15 protein-coding genes and 2 tRNA genes are annotated in these 19,488 nt (G+C 48.2%); 6 read left to right on the top strand and 11 right to left on the bottom strand.

Annotated features, from left to right (window positions below; translation table 11 throughout):
• Positions 1–244 precede the first annotated feature (244 nt).
• A complete protein-coding gene (locus AAKU61_RS14995) occupies positions 245–1,429 on the bottom strand; it encodes an isovaleryl-CoA dehydrogenase (RefSeq protein ID WP_322120426.1) in 1,185 nt (394 codons plus the stop codon).
• 263 nt (positions 1,430–1,692) lie between these two features.
• Entirely contained in the window at positions 1,693–2,091 is a 399-nt protein-coding gene (locus AAKU61_RS15000; RefSeq protein ID WP_354333505.1) for a MerR family transcriptional regulator, read from the bottom strand.
• A gap of 407 nt (positions 2,092–2,498) precedes the next feature.
• On the opposite strand from AAKU61_RS15000, the gene AAKU61_RS15005 reads away from it, so the two are divergent.
• The 5 genes from AAKU61_RS15005 (at position 2,499) to AAKU61_RS15025 (ending at position 8,117) form a co-directional block, all read left to right on the top strand.
• Positions 2,499–3,569, top strand: coding sequence for an MBL fold metallo-hydrolase (locus AAKU61_RS15005; RefSeq protein WP_354333507.1), 1,071 nt, complete (start codon positions 2,499–2,501; stop codon positions 3,567–3,569).
• A 224-nt stretch (positions 3,570–3,793) separates the two neighbouring features.
• On the top strand, positions 3,794–4,705 hold the full coding sequence (locus AAKU61_RS15010; RefSeq protein WP_354333509.1) for a DMT family transporter: 912 nt from the start codon (positions 3,794–3,796) through the stop codon (positions 4,703–4,705).
• Between the two features lie 390 nt (positions 4,706–5,095).
• Positions 5,096–7,237 (top strand): PAS-domain containing protein, encoded by a 2,142-nt coding sequence (locus AAKU61_RS15015; protein ID WP_354333511.1) that lies wholly within the window; start codon positions 5,096–5,098, stop codon positions 7,235–7,237.
• Positions 7,238–7,344: 107 nt separating this feature from the next.
• Positions 7,345–7,749, top strand: coding sequence for a DUF3224 domain-containing protein (locus AAKU61_RS15020; protein WP_354333513.1), 405 nt, complete (start codon positions 7,345–7,347; stop codon positions 7,747–7,749).
• Between the two features lie 71 nt (positions 7,750–7,820).
• Positions 7,821–8,117 (top strand): hypothetical protein, encoded by a 297-nt coding sequence (locus AAKU61_RS15025; protein WP_354333515.1) that lies wholly within the window; start codon positions 7,821–7,823, stop codon positions 8,115–8,117.
• A 160-nt stretch (positions 8,118–8,277) separates the two neighbouring features.
• On the opposite strand, the gene AAKU61_RS15030 is transcribed toward AAKU61_RS15025, so the two are convergent.
• The 7 genes from AAKU61_RS15030 to AAKU61_RS15060 all read right to left on the bottom strand — a co-directional run bounded on the left by AAKU61_RS15030 (position 8,278) and on the right by AAKU61_RS15060 (position 17,759).
• Positions 8,278–10,602 carry a TonB-dependent receptor gene (locus tag AAKU61_RS15030; protein WP_354333517.1) on the bottom strand — a complete coding sequence of 775 codons (2,325 nt, stop codon included), beginning with the start codon at positions 10,600–10,602 and terminating at the stop codon, positions 8,278–8,280.
• Positions 10,603–11,369: 767 nt separating this feature from the next.
• Positions 11,370–12,176 (bottom strand): helical backbone metal receptor, encoded by an 807-nt coding sequence (locus AAKU61_RS15035; protein ID WP_354333519.1) that lies wholly within the window; start codon positions 12,174–12,176, stop codon positions 11,370–11,372.
• Between the two features lie 115 nt (positions 12,177–12,291).
• Positions 12,292–13,071: an SDR family oxidoreductase gene (locus tag AAKU61_RS15040; protein WP_354333521.1), complete on the bottom strand. Its 780-nt coding sequence runs from the start codon at positions 13,069–13,071 to the stop codon at positions 12,292–12,294.
• A 63-nt stretch (positions 13,072–13,134) separates the two neighbouring features.
• Entirely contained in the window at positions 13,135–13,902 is a 768-nt protein-coding gene (locus AAKU61_RS15045) for a thiol:disulfide interchange protein DsbA/DsbL (RefSeq protein ID WP_354333523.1), read from the bottom strand.
• Positions 13,903–13,957: 55 nt separating this feature from the next.
• On the bottom strand, positions 13,958–14,626 hold the full coding sequence (locus tag AAKU61_RS15050) for an SPOR domain-containing protein (protein ID WP_354333524.1): 669 nt from the start codon (positions 14,624–14,626) through the stop codon (positions 13,958–13,960).
• A gap of 171 nt (positions 14,627–14,797) precedes the next feature.
• Positions 14,798–16,510: an arginine--tRNA ligase gene (argS, locus tag AAKU61_RS15055; RefSeq protein ID WP_354333525.1), complete on the bottom strand. Its 1,713-nt coding sequence runs from the start codon at positions 16,508–16,510 to the stop codon at positions 14,798–14,800.
• 685 nt (positions 16,511–17,195) lie between these two features.
• Positions 17,196–17,759 carry a DUF6622 family protein gene (locus AAKU61_RS15060; RefSeq protein WP_354333527.1) on the bottom strand — a complete coding sequence of 188 codons (564 nt, stop codon included), beginning with the start codon at positions 17,757–17,759 and terminating at the stop codon, positions 17,196–17,198.
• A 134-nt stretch (positions 17,760–17,893) separates the two neighbouring features.
• On the opposite strand from AAKU61_RS15060, the gene AAKU61_RS15065 reads away from it, so the two are divergent.
• Complete coding sequence (locus AAKU61_RS15065) at positions 17,894–18,805, top strand: recombination-associated protein RdgC (RefSeq protein ID WP_354333529.1); 912 nt, start codon at positions 17,894–17,896, stop codon at positions 18,803–18,805.
• Between the two features lie 222 nt (positions 18,806–19,027).
• Here the strand turns inward: AAKU61_RS15065 and AAKU61_RS15070 are convergent.
• Positions 19,028–19,104 (bottom strand) — tRNA-Asp (locus tag AAKU61_RS15070).
• Positions 19,105–19,140: 36 nt separating this feature from the next.
• Positions 19,141–19,216: transfer RNA gene (locus AAKU61_RS15075), tRNA-Val, on the bottom strand.
• Between the last annotated feature and the right edge of the window lie 272 nt (positions 19,217–19,488).

A 19,488-nucleotide genomic window follows, 5' to 3' on the forward strand; every position in this document is an offset into this window, starting at 1 on the left:
ATCGGATTATTGCGCTAACGTAAAAAGTTGATTCTGCATAAGTATCGACATATTTTAATATACTCCCCCAATATATTTTATAAATATGCCTTATTGTCCAATAATTCTATTGACAACTTAAATATACCTACTGGGAGTATCTTTTAATTCAATATCAGCACACTAGCAAAACCGGTACAAATACCCCATCCATCTTGCCAGCGCACATCGGCCTCCCCTCCTTATTTCAAGGACGGATAATCCCTTACTTCGTCTCTGCAAACAACTCACGACCGATCAGCATACGACGGATTTCGCTGGTGCCTGCGCCGATTTCATACAGCTTTGCATCACGCCACAAACGTCCGACTGGGTATTCATTGATGTAACCGTTGCCGCCCAGAGTCTGAATCGCTTCGCCCGCCATCCAGGTGGCTTTTTCTGCGGAGTACAAAATCGCGCCAGCGGCATCTTTGCGCATCGCACGCACGGCCTCTGGTGTTTTGGCACGATCGCAGGCCTGACCAACGGCATACACATAGGCTTTGCAAGCCATCATGGTGGAATACATATCTGCCAGTTTGCCCTGCATTAACTGGAATTCGCCGATAGGCTGACCGAATTGTTTGCGGTCATGGACGTAAGGCACAACGGCATCCATACAGGCTTGCATGATTCCGAGCGGACCACCGGACAATACGGCGCGTTCAAAATCCAGACCTGACATCAATACGTTCACACCTTTGCCCAGACCGCCAAGAACGTTTTCTGCTGGCACTTCGCAATCTTGGAATACCAACTCACCCGTGTGGGAGCCGCGCATGCCGAGTTTGTCGAGTTTTTGCGCGATGCTAAAACCTTTAAAACCTTTTTCGATCAGGAAAGCGGTCATGCCGCGTGGACCCGCCTCCAGATCATTCTTCGCATACACCACCAGCGTATCCGCATCGGGGCCATTCGTAATCCACATTTTGGTACCATTCAACACCCAGCGATCGCCTTTAAAATCAGCGCGCAATTTCATGCTGACGACGTCTGATCCTGCGTTAGGCTCGGACATGGCCAATGCACCAATATGCTCACCAGAAATCAGCTTTGGCAGGTATTTGGCTTTTTGCTCAGGCGATCCGTTGCGATTGATCTGGTTGATACACAGATTGGAATGCGCGCCGTAAGACAAGCCGACGGAAGCAGAGGCGCGGGAAATTTCTTCCATCGCGATGATGTGCGCCAGATAACCCATATTGGCGCCGCCGTATTCTTCTGAAACGGTCATGCCATGCACGCCTAAATCGCCGAGCTTGCGCCACAAATCCATGGGGAACTGGTCACTGCGGTCAATCTCGGCCGCGCGCGGTGCTATTTCTGCCTCCGCAAATTGCTGGATTGCTTCACGCAAGGCGGCGATGTCTTCGCCATGATCAAACGTTAAACCTGGGAGATGCAGCATGTCGTCCTCACTTTTTTATGTTGAATGTGTTACCAGATAATGATTATCGCAGCGAAATTCTATACAAACTCGATGGAAATGCAGCCAAAAATCATACTTCAAATTGACGTTTACGTAAACGTCAATCATATTTCTAAAATGCAAACTGGTAGTTTTACCAGGACTTACGCAAAATTGTCCCAGCAAGGCGTAGCGACGAAGACAGTACTTTAAGTACGGCGAGTCGCTGTAACGCAGTTGGGGCATTTTTTCGTAAGTCCTATTTACTTATCCTCCGTTTGCGATGCCAGCGTCAACAAGCGATGGCTCTCTTCTTCGTGCGCGCTGATTTCTGCCAGCATGACTTCAATATCTTCCCGCTGTTGCTCCAAGGCAGCACGATGGCGCGCTAATACACTTAAAAAGCTTTGTAACTGCGGCGCTGTGTCCTTGGGTGAGCCATACATATCGACCAGACTCTTGATGTCAGACAAGCTCAGACCGAGGCGTTTGCCGCGCAAGGTCAGTTTGAGATGTGTTCTTTCGCGGGCGGTATAAACGCGGTTGCGCCCGCTGGGACCATCCCGCGTGGGGCTGATCAGACCCTGATCTTCGTAAAAACGAATCGCCCGCGGGGTAATGTCAAATTCTCGTGCGAGGTCGGTAATTGTGTAGGTGGCCATGTTGATCAAGTCGGGAAATCGGAATAGTAGACAAAACATCGGACAAAACAGGAAAGCGGTTTTCTGGCTACAATCGCAGGCACTGTTTGCAAACTGCGGTCGTACGTTGGTATTGCACGCTGATATTGCAGGCAAATAATTGTTGCAAGTAATTGTTGCAAGTAATTGTTGCAAGTAAGCTGCATATGAACGTTTGCATTCAGCTTGCATTTACGCTCGGTATTTACGCTTGGCATTTACGTTTACGTAAGCGTCAAACTGCCTGAAATCGCATTGTAGGATATTCCTTGGCGCATGTGTGCCGAAAAATAGGATTTCCCAGAATGCCCTAATGCTCGCCGACTGACCTTCAATCAGATGCAAAACGAACCCAACAAGAAATCACATCACGAGACCAGAAAGCCGCTATGAATCCTCTTGAACTGCAACTCGATTATCCCCTAGGCGAGACCTTGCCTGACTTGGGCAAAACTATCGTCATCGCGCCGGGCGTGTTGTGGATCAGGATGGGCTTACCGTTTGCGCTGAACCATATCAATTTGTGGTTGATTGAAGATGATTACGAGGGCGAGCATGGCGTAATACATGGCTGGACCGCGATTGACTGCGGCATCTCCAGCGAGCCGACGCGCGATGCATGGGAAGCCTTATTCAGTGATCCTGCGCTCGGCCTGCGCGGTCTGCCGATTGTGCGGGTGCTGGCAACGCATTGTCATCCCGATCATATTGGTCTGGCGGATTGGTTATGCCAGCGCTGGCAAGCACCGTTGTGGATGACGGCAGGCGAGTACGCATTTGCCCGCATGATGTCGGCCAGTTTGCCGGGAGCCGATGGCAGCGCGATGTTTCCGCATTTTAAAAAACACGGTATGGTGTCGGAGATGCAGGAGCAGATTGCCGAGCGTAAAAGTTATTACACCACGCTGGTACCAAGCGTGCCGACGGCATATCGGCGCATGCAAGAAGGTCGCGACGTGCGCATCGGCGGACATGACTGGCAGATCATTACCGGCTTCGGCCATTCACCAGAGCATGCTTCGTTGTACTGCGCAGCGCTGAATCTGCTGATCTCCGGCGACATGGTGTTGCCGCGTATCTCGACCAATGTGTCGGTGTTTGCGATTGAGCCGGAAGCCAATCCTGTGCAGCAATATCTGGATTCGCTGGCGAAATACGCATCTTTGCCGGAAGACGTGTTGATACTCCCGTCACATGGCAAACCTTTTCGCGGTTTGCATACCCGCATCCAGCAACTGAATGATCATCACCGCGATCGTCTGGCGGAAGTCGTCGCGGCCTGTGCGACCGAAAAATCTGCAGCAGATATCGTGCCGATCATGTTTCCACGCGCCTTGGATGCGCATCAACTGACGTTCGCCTTGGGTGAAGCGCTGGCGCATTTGCACAAGCTTTGGTTCGATGGCGTACTGCGCCGTAACTTGGGTGCTGACGGAATTATGCGATTTGTCACTGTATAGCCAAATGCATACTAAGAGGGAGTAAGCTACATTAAAGTCGTATTGTCCATATTTTATTTGGACAATACGACAAATTAAACCGATACTCCCCTAATTTTAAATAATCAAGCGGAAGTTTAGCGAATCATCTGGCGGCGAACCTCATGCGGCATTAAGACCTTTTGCTACCTTGGTGAGCAACTCAGCACGACCCAACTTATCATCCTTCACATCCTCATCTACTCATGCCTAACACCACGCATCCAGCGCCCGTCAGCACCTATAGCACTTATATCAAACTCGTCTTCGTCGCCTTGTTCTGGGGCGGCACTTTTATCGCTGGCAAAGTGGTGGTGCAACAAATCCCGCATCTGATTGTAGCGACCGGGCGGTTTTTGGTTGCCAGCAGTTTGTTGCTGCTGATGGCGTGGCGTTTGGAAGGCGGCTTGCCCAAACTGACACGACAGCAAATGCATGCGACTTTTGCACTCGGTGCGACTGGGATTTTTTTATATAACATTTGCTTTTTCTCCGCTCTGGAGCGCATGCCCGCTGGCCGCACCGCCTTGTTTGTGGCGCTCAACCCAATCATCACGGCGCTCGCGCTGGCAGCGTTTTTTGGTGAGCGTCTGGGCTTTAGAAAATGGCTGGGGATTGCCATTGCGTTTGTCGGTGCTGCCATCGTGATCACCCGCGGCGATCTGGCAGGTGCCTGGCATGACATTGCGCAATCTGTCGGTGCGGGCGAATTATTTATGTTCACCGGCGTTTGCGCCTGGGCGGCATACACCATCATCGGTCGCCATGCGCTCAAAGGTTTAAGCCCGATTGCCGCTACCGCTTACGCGGCGCTGTGGGGCTTGTTGTTGCTGGCATGTGGCGCGCTGTTTGAAATCCGCGACGTCAACTGGCAACACTTTACCTGGCCCGCTGTGGCGGCGATCGTGTATCTCGGTGCGATCGGTACGGTGGTTGGTTTTGTCTGGTATTACGAAGGCGTAAAAACCATAGGCCCGGCACGCACCGCCGTATTTAATAATCTGGTACCGGTATTTGGCATCAGCCTGAGTGCGCTCTTGCTGGGCGAGCCGGTTCTGGCATCGATGGTGATTGGCGGTTTGCTGGTGATTGCAGGCGTGTCGCTGACCAATAAATAAATCGGTGACCAAATGATGCAAAACTAGCACAGATTTTTATACCCTTTTTGCTCGCTCGTTTCCGGCACGGCCAAGATACTCCCCATTATTTTTCATAAAAACAGCCAATTGTCCAGTTAATACATAGACAATCTAAATATACTCATGGCGGGTATATTTTTTATCTGCTCTGTATCTCCAAATATCACGCACGCGATTTAAAAAATCGCTCTATTTTTTGTTGTCATTTTGTACTATTCTAAGCGCTAAGACTTCGCTTTCGCTGAGATCAAACGTAGCCACAAGCAAGCTGACGCAAAAAACAAACATAGGGGATCGTATGCAACAGCGCCCGCACCATTCCGTTTGGCTAAGTCAGTATGCTGTTGCTGAACAATTGCGTGTTCCACGATGACGCCCGACTACAGTTTTGGCGCGCACATGTTTGGCGCCGCCACCGTTTCTAAAGAGGCGATCTACCATGCGATGGTGGAGCAATCGCTAGACGGTTTGATCGTAATGGAAAATAACCAACTAGTGGATTGCAATCCCAGTGCCGAACGTCTGTATGGCGCGACCCGGGCGCAATTGATGTTTAAATCACCGGTTGATTTCTCAGCGCCCTACCAGGCTGATGGCAGAGATTCCCCCAGCGCTGCCGAATATTATGTGCGGCTGGCGGTTGAAGGTTATCCCCAACGCTTTGAGTGGATCGCCCGCAAATTAGACGGCACTTTATTCCCTACCGAATTGTGTATCAGTCGCTTGATTGACGGCGACGTCATCAGAATCATTATCGTCGTACGCGATCTGACAGAACGTCAACGCACCGAGCAAGAGTCCTTGCGCAGAAGCCGGCAGCTACAAATTTTGCTGGATAATTTTCCGGGTGGCGTCAGCTTGATGGATGAGAGCGGTTATCTGGTGGCATGGAACCAGACCATGGTCAACATACTCGATCTGCCGCCAGCACTGATTGAACAAGGAATGCCGCATATTCAAGAGATTCTTCGCTTCAATATTGCGCGCGGTGAATTTAGCGAATTCGGCACCAACGACACTCAGCGATTTGAGTATATTTTAGGTCTGCTTGAACGAAAAACACCATTTAGCTATGAGCGCACACGCAAGGACGGCAGTATTCTTGAGGTACGTAGCGCGCCGATCAGTAGCGGCGGCTTTGTCACTACCTGTGTCGACATCACCGCCAAGCGCAGCATCCAATCTGAATATAAGCGCCAGTCGCTGCTGCTACAAACGATATTAAGCAATATGCCGCAAGGTATCAGCGTGTTTGACCAGGACTTGCGACTGCAAACCTGGAATCAGGGATTTTTAGACATCCTCGATTACGACCCGGCCAACATTTATCGTGGTGTCCATTTTGCGGATTTGTTGCGCATCATGGCCGAGCGTGGCGAATATGGCGATGGCAATATCGACGATTTAATCCAGCAACGGCTGGCCTTAGCGATGCGCTTTGAAGCCCATCAATTTGAGCGAGCCCGCCCTAACGGGCATACGCATCTGGTGCAGGGTAATCCGATTTATGAAGACATCAATATCGATATTCATGAGGATAAAAGTGAAAATAAAAGCGATGGCAACACAGATCGCAACCCGGGTCAAAAACTAAGTGGATTTATTACCACTTACACCGACATCACCAACCTCAAAGCCGCCGAGCTGGCGTTGTCTAAAGCCAATGCCTTGTTAGAGCAAAATGTCGCTGATCGCACGAGCGAATTACGCATCGCTTTAAACGATTTAATCCGCAGCGAAAAATTAGCCGCACTGGGTTCGCTAGTGGCTGGCGTGGCGCATGAGCTGAACACACCGATTGGCAATAGCTTGCTGATTTCTAGCACGCTCAAAGAACGCACAACAGAATTTACCGCCCTATTAGAACAAGGCCAGATTAAACGCTCTTTGCTGATCAATTATCTGCAAGAAGCCGAGCAAGCCTCGGCGCTGCTAGAGCGCGGCTTAAGTAGCGCGGCAGAATTAATCAGGAGTTTTAAACAAGTTGCAGTAGATCAGGCGAGTTCTAAGCGGCGGCCTTTTAATCTGAAAAAAATCAGTCAAGATATCCTTGCAACGGTAATCATCAAAATCCAGCAAGCAGGCATACAAATGCAATTGGATATTGCTGACGATATCGAGATGGATAGTTATCCAGGTCCGCTAGAACAAGTCATCAGCAATTTGATCGACAATGCCATCCTGCATGGCTTTGAGCAATTTACAAATCCAGAGAGCGGCACCATGCATTTATCCGCAAAACGACTTGACCATGAGACGCTGGAAATCCGCTTTCAAGATAACGGGATTGGCATACCGGACGAGGATTTGTCGCGCATCTTTGACCCTTTTTTCACCACCAAATTAGGGCGTGGCGGCAGCGGACTTGGCCTGAACATTGTGTACAACATCGTGACCTCGCTGCTGGGCGGAAAAATCAGTGTAGAAAGTCATTACGGCCAAGGTGCATGCTTTATTTTGCATTTGCCGCTGGTCGCACCGACGGAAGAAACTAGGCATGGCAAAGAGTAAAGGGGACTTCTGAAAATTCATGTCGGAGTCAATAAGCAAGTCAATATAAGAATCTATTTTTGAATCTATTTTTACATCAATACAGAAATCAGCTACCAAGGAACATCATGACCAGCAAAGCAACAGGCACATTTGAAGTCACTTTATCGGCACTGACATTACACCACGGCGAGGCCGTCGCAATGATGGGTAGGCGCTCAATTGATAAACAGTTTCAGGGCGATTTAGTCGGTACAAGCCAAGGCGAAATGCTGAGTATCGGTACTGAGGTAAAAGGATCGGCTGCGTATGTCGCCATAGAATATGTCACCGGATCGCTGCATGGCCGCAGCGGCAGTTTTGCGCTCCAGCACAACGGCATCATGAATCGTGGCGCACCGCAGTTATTAGTAACCGTTGTACCAGATTCCGGCACGGGGGAATTACGGGGATTGACCGGCAAGCTGATGATTAATATCGCCGATGGAAAACATGCCTACGATTTTGATTACGACTTTGCTCAGGAAGATTAATCGTATCGACAGCTATTGCTATCGTTATTCGCAATGTTGCTGCGTGCTCCAAAAATCGACATTTCCCCTTCATGCCTAAAAATCAAATTAAGCTATTCGTGGTGTATGCCATCTGCATGATGATGTTGATGTTATGGATTGAACACAGCACCAGATATCATGCCTTGCGGGAGCCACTCGGCGCACTGTTTGGTGCTTGGCTGCCCATAGGCTTGTCGATATTTGGCATTCAGAACGGATGGGTGATTGGTAAGTTTTCCATCATTAATCGTGATAACAGCCCGATCAGCTTCTGGATCATTATTGCAGCCGGTTTTATGCTTGGCGTATTCCTGCTTTATCGTGGTGTGTCGGGGCTATTGCGTTGAGACAGCATTAATACACGCAAGATGTTTTTGTGATTTGCTCATGTAATTTGGTTTTAATAGTTCGTTTTAATAGGTCTGATATTTAGCCGCAATCGAAGTTTGATCTGGCAATGGTGCAAAAAAAAGGGAGCTTTCGCTCCCTTTTTTATTTCGTCATCAATTACATTTTTGCAGACAAGCTTAAGCCTACAGTCAACGGACGAACGCGGTAACCTTCGCTGACAAACTGGACATTAGGACGTTGAATTACTTTGTCGTTGTTCAACAGATTTTTTGCAAACAAGGACAGCTCCCATGTACCCCAAGTTGCGCCAACGCTGGCATCTACGGTGCTGTAAGCAGGGCGATCATAGTCAGGATCGGTGTGTACCAGACTACCGTGGCTACTACCGACCCAATGTACGGCTGCACGAGCGAAACCATAAGTATCATTGGCAAGATCAAAGTTGTATTGACCAGTCAGGCTGGCATTGTATTTAGGTACGCCTTGGATGGCATCGCCAGAGACTGCGCCGATAGATGGAATGTCGCTGGACAACTTGGCATCAGTGTAACCGCCGGAGAAGCCGATCAGGACGTTGGAACTTGGCTTAGCTTTAACTTCAAATTCAAAGCCATAGCTTTTTGCTTTGCCGACGTTGGTCTCAAAGTCGAAACCGCAACCTGGCAAGGACACGTCTTGTTGTAGCTTATTCCAGTCGATGTAGAACGCGGCCAAATTGACGGATAAACGGTTGCCCATCAAACGCGATTTGCTACCGACTTCATAGCTCCATAATTTGTCTGGATCAAATGAGGTTGGTGCTGAAGTTAAGTTCAGGTTTTTAAAGTCTGCAGCACAAACCGAGACTGGAATTGCGCGGTTTTGTCCACCCAAACGGAAGCCCTGGCTGGCACTGGCATACAAATTATTGTTAGGATCGACTTGCCATGTAATCGCAAATTTAGGGGTAGTCGCCTTGAAGTTGGAACTGGCATCCGAGTGCGCAGGTCCGCCGGCAAAGAAGAAGTCGCCATCCCGCGATAAGGAATCTGTAGCACGTAAATAGCGAGCACCGACGGTAGCATGCAGGGTTGGACTGAAGTAGTAATTGACCTCACCAAACAAGGCAGCTTGCTCTGTACGGTAATGACGTGCGCTGAAATAGGAGTTATCACCTGGGAAAGTAGAACCTAGCAGATTAGGATCAGCAGGATCAGCGCCAGCGCTAGCAAATGCTTTGTTAATGCCAAACACAGGTTCGTTATCAACCACATTAGTTTTCAGATTGGAGTAGAACAAACCACCAATCCAGGTGATCGGCGACGCCGCAGGGTCGTAAGGCTTAGAGGTAAGCCGGATTTCTTGCGAAAACTGACGAACTTCGTTGTTCAGATACACCGCCGATGGCAGACCCGCAACTGTGTCACCCAGGCCGGCCGGTGCGCTTGGTATAGCATTGATCAATCCACCGATGTAGCTACTGTTGACGCTGGTGCCGTCTTGCGTACGATCAAAATTACGTTGGAACAGGCTCGATACCGATACCAGATCAGCAAAACCCATGTCGTAATTGATGGTCAGGCTAGGTACAGTCAACTTGTCGGTACCAGGTTCTCTGACGATTTTATTGGTTTGATTACCAGGCAAGGAAGTGTAGAAAGCGTCGATGTCGGCGGTTTTCACTTCTTGGTAAAAGATCGCTGGCGTAATCGTCAAATTCTTGGTCGGCGACCACTTTAAAGCGATTTTGGCAACCGAACTTTCTTCCGAATTAATACCGGAGGCAACTACTTTGCCATCGGTAGGAGAAACCTGATCAACATAGCCGCTGTTGCGTCCTTTTTGCAAGCCAATGCGCAATGCCAGCTCGTCTTTAATCAATGGCAGATTGAATACGCCGTTGACCGTGTAATTGGTGCCGCCACCTTTGGTAGACGAGACCTCGCTATACACATTGGTCTCGCGCTCGTTAAAGTTAGGCTGATTGGTGATGAACTTGAGCGTGCCACCCATGGAGCTGGCACCGTATAAGGTGCCTTGCGGGCCGCGCAACACTTCGATGCGATCCAGATCAAACAGTTTTGGTTCGGCGCTACCCAAGCTGTAGAGATTGCGCGTCGTCATCGACACGTCGTCCATATACACGCCAACGGTAGCAGAACCTGCGGCGGAGCTGACGCCACGGATTTCAATATTGTTCAGACCGGCACCGGAACCGCTGGCACCAGAGAAAGAGACGTTAGGAATCGCGCGGGTGACGTCGCCGATGTCGGTAATATGCTGCCCGACGATATCATCGCCGCGAATGACAGAAATACTCAGCGGTACTTTGCTAGCATCTTCTTTACGCTTTTGGGCGGTTACGGTGACGGTATCAATTTGCTCGGTACGTTTTGCCGCGCCAGTTGTGGTATCCGTCGTTGTTTGAGCATAAGCAGAACTTGCAAAAATGGAGGAAATCGCCGCCGCAAGGCAAGCTAGTTTGCCGTTGTATGAGTGCATGTTGTAAGGCCTTATCTAAAAGTCTGGTTGAGTGTAGCTTTTGCTGAGCTAGTGATTAAATTTAAAAAGAAAGATTGAAAATTGAAATCGAAACTGGAATGTTGCTTGTCCGGCAAACCTAGCCATCTTCAAGCCATCTTTATCTTGCAGGAATTGCTTAAGTTGTATAGCTGACTCAAAGGTAGCATGAAGTACGGAGGCGGAAAAGGAAGCCGGCTGGCAGTGTGGTATTAATGGTATACATCGAATATCGATCAAAAATGCTTCACCATGGAGCAAAAAACAAATGCTTTAGTCAATAAATACGTGGCGAAACTCTGCGCAAACAAAAATCCTCAATGTCATTGTTTATTCCATTTTTGTAGCCTACAAAACAATCGGATATTTATATACTCCCATTAAATTTATCTAAAACTACCTTGTTGACCAATAATTATATGGACAACTGAAATATACCTACCTGGTGTATATTTAACTCAGACATAAATTTTGAATCTGAGATTTACCCAGAAAGCGAACTAGGCGAGAAAAAATGCGCGCTGTCTTTTCATTTTTATTTATTTGTATGACGAGGCGCTTTTCTCGGGCAAGACAAGTTCCGCCTTAAGAGAGTGCGGGCATGCACTTACATCGCTCTTACGCAAATAGGTAAATAGAGGTAATTCAGTAAAAATGGAGTTTGCAGGATGTAAAAATAAGATGTCTGAAGCAATCTTATAAACCAATTTATACATAAAACTCAGCTGCGCGCGAAATGCTTTGCCATGTTAAAGCGACCTTAAATATGCCAACCCAGCAATCGCGCGGCTGCCGTACCAAGACAGCATTTCGCCATCTACCAGCTGCACCGGTTTGCCGATTTGCTGCTCTAAAGCGTCAACATGGATTTCTGTAAACCGATAGGGTTCGGTCGAGAGCAAAACGCCGTCAATCTCGCTGGCTACTTGATCGCTCCACTCAAACCGGGGATAGCGCTCGGTGGACTGTGGATGCTGCCAGGTTCTCCAGCCGATCAGAGACAACATATTGGCAATATAAGTGTCGTTGGACACCGTCATCCACGGGTCTTTCCAGATGCAATACAGCATGGTTTGTGGCCGTGCGGTTTGCGTCAACGGTGCTAGCTTAGTGTCAGGCTTGGTGTCGAGCTGAGCGTAGTTTTTTTCAAACTCAGTGCAGAGTTTTTCAGCGGCGGGTGCGACCTGAAAAATATCGCCAAGCAAACGATACAGGACAAGATTGTCACGCGGTGTGATGGGATGGGTGACGACGATATGTGGAATAAATGCGGCAAGTTGATCGACGGTGGGCTTTTGGTTTTCATCGATGTTGACGATGAGATGGGTAGGCGCAAGGCGACGGATTTTCTCGATATTGACATCTTTAGTGCCACCGATTTTGGGGATGGTTTTGACAATATCTGCCGGATGAATACAAAAACCTGTACGACCGACCAGCCAGGAAGCCAGCCCCAGATCGCACAGCAATTCGGTAATTGACGGCACCAGACTAACGATGCGCGGATTGGCATCAGCGGGGAGATGGGCCTGACCCATAGCGTCAATTAGCGGCATATTTACTATACTCCCCCGTTATTTTACAAAAAACTACTTAACGTCCAATGATATTATGGACTATTGAAATATACTTATTAGGAGTATATTTCATTGAAATTCTACAAAGATGTCATCAGGATTCATTTGCACGCGGTTTTCTGCGTGCTTTGGCAAAAACACGATCATAAAGCCAGTTTGGAAGCACGCGCATTAGCTTGGCAACTACGCCCATTTGCCAAGGGATAATCCGATAAGAATCACCACGATCAATCGCAGCAACGGCTGACTTGGCAAAGGCCTCAACCGGCATTAAAAACGGCATAGGATAAGGGTTGTCACGTGTCATCGGGGTATCAATATAACCGGGTGCAATGGTCACCACTTTGATGCTGCTTGAGCGCAACTCGACGCGCAACGACTCGCAATAACTGATCACCGCCGCCTTGGAGGCGCTGTAGGCTTCAGCCCCCGGCAAGCCACGTATGCCGGCGACACTGCCGATACCGACCAGACGGCAATCTTGCTGTTTGGCGTAGCCTTGCATCGACGCGATAAACGGCGCGAAGGTGGCGACGGTCGCAATTAGATTGGTCTCTATGACGCGAGCAAAGACAGGAATATCTTCGGCATGCTCAGTCAAAGTTCCGACAGAAATACCCGCATTGGCAATCACGACATTCACTTGACCGACCGCCTGGATAAAATCCGCAGCAGCCTTGGCCAGCGCGGCGTGATCGGTAACATCTAAAGGGTAAATTTGATGCTTGTCTGCGTTGGGCAAGCTTTGTCGTAATTGTTCCAATACGTCCTGACGGCGTGCGACCAAACCAAGCACCGCGCCTTGCTCAGCAAAACTACGAGCCAGTGCTGCACCGATACCGGAAGATGCGCCTGTGATAAATACTGTTTGCATATAAAAAAAGTCCGTCATTGACTGACGGACTTCCTTAAATTATTACCTACCCAAATCGGGAAATTATTTCTTTTTTGCAGCGTCTTTTGCCGCTGGTGCTGCTGGTGTTACTTTACTTGCTGCCGGTGCTGCCGCAGCAGGTGCATTTTTGTCCTTCAAGACTTTATTAAACAAGAAATCCAGAACTTGAATACCGGCGACATTTTGTGCATCTTCAGTCACACGTCCCAAGCCCTTCGCTGCCATTGCAGGGTCAGTCATATAACGACCATCGACTGCAAACATTGGCACGCTATCGATACGGTAAGCATCTTGCATCTGTGCTGAGCGATTGACTTTGCTTTGCACTGCGAACGAGTTATAAACGTCCATAAATTTTTGTTTATCCAGACCCGATTTCGTCACAAATTCCATAATATCGGCATCGCTTTGCAAGCGGTTACGCTCAATGTGGAGTGCGGCAAACGCCTTGGCATGGAATTCTTCTGTTTTACCCATGGCTTCTAAGGTGTAATACAGTTTTTGCTGCGTGACCAAGTCGTGAAAGTTGACATGGATACGTTTAAAGACAATATTGTCACCTTGCTTTTTTACCCATGCGGCGATCACTGGCTCTAAAGCATTGCAATGCGGGCAGAAGTAGCCAAAGAATTCAATGACTTCTACTTTCTTTCCGCCTTCGGCTGGCTGCGGACGATCTAACACCGTATATTCAACACCATTTTGCGGCATTGTTGGGCTTGCGCTAGCGGTCGCAGCGACAAAACCTAAGCCCAAACCAAACCCAATTACTAACAACATTTTTTGTGTCATTTGACGGATTGAACGCATCACTTTTCCTTTATAGTATTCAAGAATATGTCTTGCTATTGCAACTGACTCAGAACTACTTAGCGGTACGGACCACTGCGACATCCACACTATTTTCAGACAACTTTGCGCGCATTCGGTTCATTGTTTCGATCTGATTAAATGGACCAATCCGAACTCGATACAGCGTACCATTATCCGAGGGCTTTTCGCTGACACGAGCCTCAAAACCGATCAACGCCAGCTTGGCGCGGGCACTCTCTGCATCAGCCTGATCGCGGAATGCACCTGCTTGCAAATAATAAACAAACTTCTCATCGACAGCATCGCCAGCTTTAGTGGCATCAGTCGGTTTGGCTTCAGTTTTTTCTTGCGCTGCGACTGCAGGCTTGGTGTCTACCTTTGCGTCAGGCGCTTTAACCGGAGCTGTTACCGTGGCAGCAGGATTGGCAACGACTTCCGACGTCTTGGCATCAGCAGGTTTTGCAACGTCTTTAGCGGCATCTTTGACGGCGTCTTTGTTACCGTATAGAGGTTTATTCGGATCTTGTGTTTGCGTCAAAGGCGCATCTGCGGGCTTGGCGCCTTTATTGGTAAAAGGCGTGGAAGATTTGGTAATCAATAATGCGACAGCGACGGCGATTGCCAAACCGATGACTAAACCGACGATCAGTCCAAGCAAGGTACCGCCATGCTGACGGACGGTTTTAATAGTTTGATAGCGATGATAAGAAAGCGATTTCATGCGTCTCCGATTTGATAGGTCTTAAATGACTTTATATTGACACTTAGATTGGTACTTATGTTTAGACTTAAATTCACACATAGACATATATTATTTCAGCGTAGTGCATTGATCAATATTGATAGATATTGATCAAAATGCGCTGTCGCTAAAGTAATTCGCCTAAGCTCTCTACATTTTATTCGGCGCCGATACGCCAATCAAGGCGAGTCCGTTACGCAAGACCTGGCGGGTTGCCAGCATCAAAGCCAGACGTGCCATTTTGGTCGCTTCATCATCGACCAAAACCCGTTCGGCATTGTAATAGCTATGCAGCTCGCCTGCCAAATCGCGCAAATAGAAAGCGATTTGATGTGGCCCCAGCTCGTCCAGCGCTTTTTGCAAGGCTTCTGGATATTCTGCCAGTTTGGCTAACAAAGCTGCCTCGCGTACGGCAGTAAGCGGAGACAGATCGACGTCTTTTAACTTCGCCAGCAAGTCTTCATCGCTGCTGTATTGCGCCAGCACGGAGCAAATCCGGGCATGGGCGTATTGCACGTAATACACAGGATTTTCGTCTGAACGCGCTAAGGCGACGTCAACATCGAACACGAATTCGGTATCGGCCTTGCGCGAAATCAGGAAGAAGCGCACTGCATCCCTACCTTTAACGACATCGCCATTACCGGACCAATCAATCAGATCACGCACCGTGACATAGGAGCCTGCGCGCTTAGAGATTTTGACCTCGGCACCGTCCTTCATGACGGTGACCATTTTATGCAGCACATAGTCAGGATAGCCTAACGGTACGCCCACATTGGCAGCTTGCAAACCGCCGCGCACGCGAGCAATGGTGCCGTGATGGTCGCTGCCCATAATGTTGATCGCCTTCTGGAAACCACGTTGCCATTTGACGATGTGGTAAGCAACGTCAGGGACAAAATAAGTATAAGTCCCGTCAGACTTCTTCATGACGCGGTCTTTGTCGTCGCCGTATTCTGTGCTGCGCAACCATAAGGCGCCATCGAGTTCGTAGGTTTTGCCAGCTTTGATTAGGGCTTCTACTGCGGCTTCTACTTTCCCATCTTTATATAGGGAGGTTTCTAAGTAGTAGTTATTAAACTTCACGCCAAATGCGAGCAAATCCATATCCTGTTCGTTACGCAGGTAGGTCACGCTGAACTGGCGGATAGAATCGATATCGTCGACATTGCCAGTGGCAGTAACAGGTGCGCCATCGCTTGCAGAAACGGTCTTTTTAGCTAAAAAGTCGAGTGCGATCTCAGCAATATAGTCGCCGTTATAAGCTGACTCTGGCCAACCTGCTTCACCTGGCTTGAAGCCTTTGGCGCGTGCTTGCACGGACAAAGCGAGGTTTGCAATTTGTACGCCGGCATCGTTGTAATAAAACTCGCGCGTGACATCATAGCCTTGTGCCTCAAATAAGGCGGACATCGCGTCACCCAACGCACCTTGGCGTCCATGACCGACATGCAAAGGTCCGGTTGGATTGGCAGAGACAAATTCGATGATGACTTTCTTACCTGCGCCTTGGTCACTTTTACCAAAATCTGCGGTTTGCTCTAATACCGTTTTGACGATGGCTTGCTTAGCGGCGTCTGTCAGACGAATATTGATAAAGCCCGGACCAGCGATTTCGGCAGCGGCGATCAAGCTACTGGATTGCGCCATGATTGCGGCAACAATGGCCTGCGCCAGTTCACGTGGATTTTTTTTGAGCGGTTTTGCAATTTGCATTGCGATATTGCAAGCGATGTCGCCGTGCGAAGCGTCGCGCGGGCGTTCCAATACGATATTTGGCGTTAAATCGCTGCCAACCAACAAAGGCTGAACAGCGAGTTGGAATAGTTTGGAAATTTCTTGTTTTTGTTGAGCTAGCATAGTGTGCGCGCACCTCGCGTTAAGGCTGAGGTATAGGTAGGTGTGTATGTAAAGAGATAGCAAACATTATACTGTCTTGCACACTCAAAGTCCGTATTGGCGTTGGACGAGCTGGTGAAGAGCTAGCAGATACCCGTTGATTGAGGTCTGATTAGTCAGGACAGTTTTGCGTAAGTCCTGATTGGTGTCTGATTGATCCTCGATTGCCTGAGAAGACTGTACCTGATTTGGACTGGAAACTAGCTACATAATTAGTGCAGCATGAAAAAGACGTTTAAATATACTCCATATAGTATATTTAAACGTCCATATAATCATTGCACACTGAAGCATATTTCAAAAAATATGGGGGGAGTATATTATTTTCCTGCACGTTATTTGCATTCTTGCCTGACGGTGGCTTCAGTCAGATCGCGCACTACAAGCCTGACGGTCGCCACCTTATTTTTAACCCAGATTTTCCATTAGACCGCTACCACTTCGCAAAAAACGTAGGCGGCGTGCGGTCTTCAGAGGAATAGCACCACCGCGATTTGAGTGGGAACGCTACAGCGACAATTGCACCTTTGGCGAACTGCCTGGCGTTGTTGCTCCTCCTAGCAAGATGCAGCTTGCGTCGTCGTCGCGTCTAGCCAGTCAGTCCGCCAAAGGCACACTTGTCGCTGTTCCAATGGAAAATCTGGGTTTAAGCCAGGGATTTTGCAGATAGCTGGGCTGTAGGAGCATTTTCTTCTTTATAACGCTGAACAATAGCCAGCATCTTGCCCATAAACACACCGTTTAAGATGCCAAACAGTACACAAACAATTATGACAAACAGAGATTCTGTTTTCCAGTGCGTATCTATCGCCAACATCACATTCACGCAATATTTGATCATGAAAATCGCCATCATCAATGTTAAGGGCACCCAACTTCCTGCCAGATGAACTTTTGATTCAGCTCGCATGACGATGACTTTGTTGCTTTTGGCTAATTTCCATGTCAACGCGGTGACCAAAATATAGCTGAGGCCCCAGCTCATTATCGCAAGGGGGCTGATACCAAAGTTGCTCAGCATCCCTTGCAGCGACAAGCCAAGCATCACGACAGGAATAATGCAAATTGACTTCAAGCTAACAACCCGGTCTTTGCTGGCAATACCACCTCGATAGATTAAAAATCCCAGAATTGCCCAGACCCAGAGTGGCGTATGTGTGATGATTTGACTTAACATTTTATTTCTCCCAGTGATGTAGTGATGCTGCATGGTGACATTTCATATTCTGCGTGCCGAATCATTTGCGACCAGCGAACACCAGATGTCGTGAAACACTTCGGGAATGGTGTGAATGCACCTGACCTAACGTGTAAAATGGATTGTTTTACTAGCTGAGATTATTTATGTGGTTTAAGAACTTACAGATTTTTCGTCTTCCTAGTCCTTTGCAAATAGATGTAGAGGAACTGAATGCGCAACTTGCAAAACAAGCATTTTCGCAATGCGCTTCAGGCGACATGCAAAGCGAAGGTTGGGCATCTCCGCGCGACAATGATCTTTTAGTCCATAGCGTTGGTAGCCAATTGTTCTTACTGCTTGCGACGGAAAAGAAATTATTACCTTCCACGGTGATCAATCAGGTGACGAAAGCACGCGCTATTGAACTGGAAGAGCAGCAAGGATTTGCGCCAGGCCGCAAGGCAATGAAAGATTTGAAGGAGCGGGTAACGGAGGAATTGTTACCACGCGCCTTCGGCATCAAGCGCACAAGCTGGGTATGGATTGATCCCGATCACGGTTGGCTGGTGATTGATTCATCCAGTCCAAACAAGGCAGACGAAGTAATTAAACTTCTACTGAAATGCACTAGCAAATTACCGTTAGAGAGTTTGCGTGTAACAATGTCGCCTACGGCCGCGATGACAGATTGGCTAGTCGGCAATGAAGCGCCAAAAGGTTTCACCATAGATCAGGACACAGAATTAAGAGCGCATACCGAAGATAAGGCGACCGTCCGTTATGTTCGCCATACTTTGGATGCAGATGATGTACAGCGGCATATTGCGGCGGGTAAGCAGTGCACCAAGCTAGCATTAACCTGGAACGACCGGATCTCTTTTGTACTGACAGAGACATTGGCGGTTAAACGTATTAAACCGCTGGATATTCTGGATGAAGATACCGATAAACGTACCAGCAATGATGAGGAGCGTTTTGATGCCGACTTCATGCTAATGAGTGCCGAATTGGCTAGCATGCTGGACGATTTGGTATTCGCGCTTGGCGGAGAAATTTCAACTGCGATAGCAGCTTAAGATTAAAGTTAGCGCTAGTAGCACACCATTATTTCACTAGTTATGAAAGTGACTCGATCAGCTATAACTCGGAGATATTGGTGCGCTAAACATAGCCTGGATACGATATTTTTATTCTGAGGTATGTGTACAGGTAAATAGAAATTATCTACGAGAAGCATTCACCAGAAATAGAAATACGAACATAAAAAAAGACGAGCAATTTGCTCGTCTTTTTTGTTCTGGCGGAGCGGACGGGGCTCGAACCCGCGACCCCCGGCGTGACAGGCCGGTATTCTAACCAACTGAACTACCACTCCGAAACTACTTAACCTTGGTACTACAAGCTTATCTGATGGTGGGTGCTGAGAGGCTCGAACTCCCGACCTACGCCTTGTAAGGGCGCCGCTCTACCAACTGAGCTAAGCACCCGATCTGCTTAATTCAGATAATCTTCATCGTTTGTCACCACGACTACAGAAGCAAAATTATACTGCTTCTACTATCCCGCTGTCCAGATATTTTTCACATAATTTCCACTATTTACTGGGAACGTCTGTCATTTCTATCTGTACTAGCTTACTACTCATGAGTTAATTGCATATGTTAAAAAAGGCAAAAGCCCTTAACTCTGTGGAGTTAAGGGCTTTGCGGAATAAAAGCCTGACGATGACCTACTTTCACACTGGTTGCAGCACTATCAT

It is taken from the genome of Undibacterium sp. GrIS 1.2, from assembly GCF_040544435.1.
Lineage (GTDB): Bacteria > Pseudomonadota > Gammaproteobacteria > Burkholderiales > Burkholderiaceae_D > Undibacterium.

What these genes read in the sequence shown, in the direction of transcription:
- AAKU61_RS14995 (WP_322120426.1), bottom strand. Translation starts at nt 1,429, where the DNA reads ATGCTGCATCTCCCAGGTTTAACGTTTGATCATGGCGAAGACATCGCC.
- AAKU61_RS15000 (WP_354333505.1), bottom strand. Translation starts at nt 2,091, where the DNA reads ATGGCCACCTACACAATTACCGACCTCGCACGAGAATTTGACATTACC.
- AAKU61_RS15005 (WP_354333507.1), top strand. Translation starts at nt 2,499, where the DNA reads ATGAATCCTCTTGAACTGCAACTCGATTATCCCCTAGGCGAGACCTTG.
- AAKU61_RS15010 (WP_354333509.1), top strand. Translation starts at nt 3,794, where the DNA reads ATGCCTAACACCACGCATCCAGCGCCCGTCAGCACCTATAGCACTTAT.
- AAKU61_RS15015 (WP_354333511.1), top strand. Translation starts at nt 5,096, where the DNA reads ATGACGCCCGACTACAGTTTTGGCGCGCACATGTTTGGCGCCGCCACC.
- AAKU61_RS15020 (WP_354333513.1), top strand. Translation starts at nt 7,345, where the DNA reads ATGACCAGCAAAGCAACAGGCACATTTGAAGTCACTTTATCGGCACTG.
- AAKU61_RS15025 (WP_354333515.1), top strand. Translation starts at nt 7,821, where the DNA reads ATGCCTAAAAATCAAATTAAGCTATTCGTGGTGTATGCCATCTGCATG.
- AAKU61_RS15030 (WP_354333517.1), bottom strand. Translation starts at nt 10,602, where the DNA reads ATGCACTCATACAACGGCAAACTAGCTTGCCTTGCGGCGGCGATTTCC.
- AAKU61_RS15035 (WP_354333519.1), bottom strand. Translation starts at nt 12,176, where the DNA reads ATGCCGCTAATTGACGCTATGGGTCAGGCCCATCTCCCCGCTGATGCC.
- AAKU61_RS15040 (WP_354333521.1), bottom strand. Translation starts at nt 13,071, where the DNA reads ATGCAAACAGTATTTATCACAGGCGCATCTTCCGGTATCGGTGCAGCA.
- AAKU61_RS15045 (WP_354333523.1), bottom strand. Translation starts at nt 13,902, where the DNA reads ATGCGTTCAATCCGTCAAATGACACAAAAAATGTTGTTAGTAATTGGG.
- AAKU61_RS15050 (WP_354333524.1), bottom strand. Translation starts at nt 14,626, where the DNA reads ATGAAATCGCTTTCTTATCATCGCTATCAAACTATTAAAACCGTCCGT.
- argS (WP_354333525.1), bottom strand. Translation starts at nt 16,510, where the DNA reads ATGCTAGCTCAACAAAAACAAGAAATTTCCAAACTATTCCAACTCGCT.
- AAKU61_RS15060 (WP_354333527.1), bottom strand. Translation starts at nt 17,759, where the DNA reads ATGCAGCATCACTACATCACTGGGAGAAATAAAATGTTAAGTCAAATC.
- AAKU61_RS15065 (WP_354333529.1), top strand. Translation starts at nt 17,894, where the DNA reads ATGTGGTTTAAGAACTTACAGATTTTTCGTCTTCCTAGTCCTTTGCAA.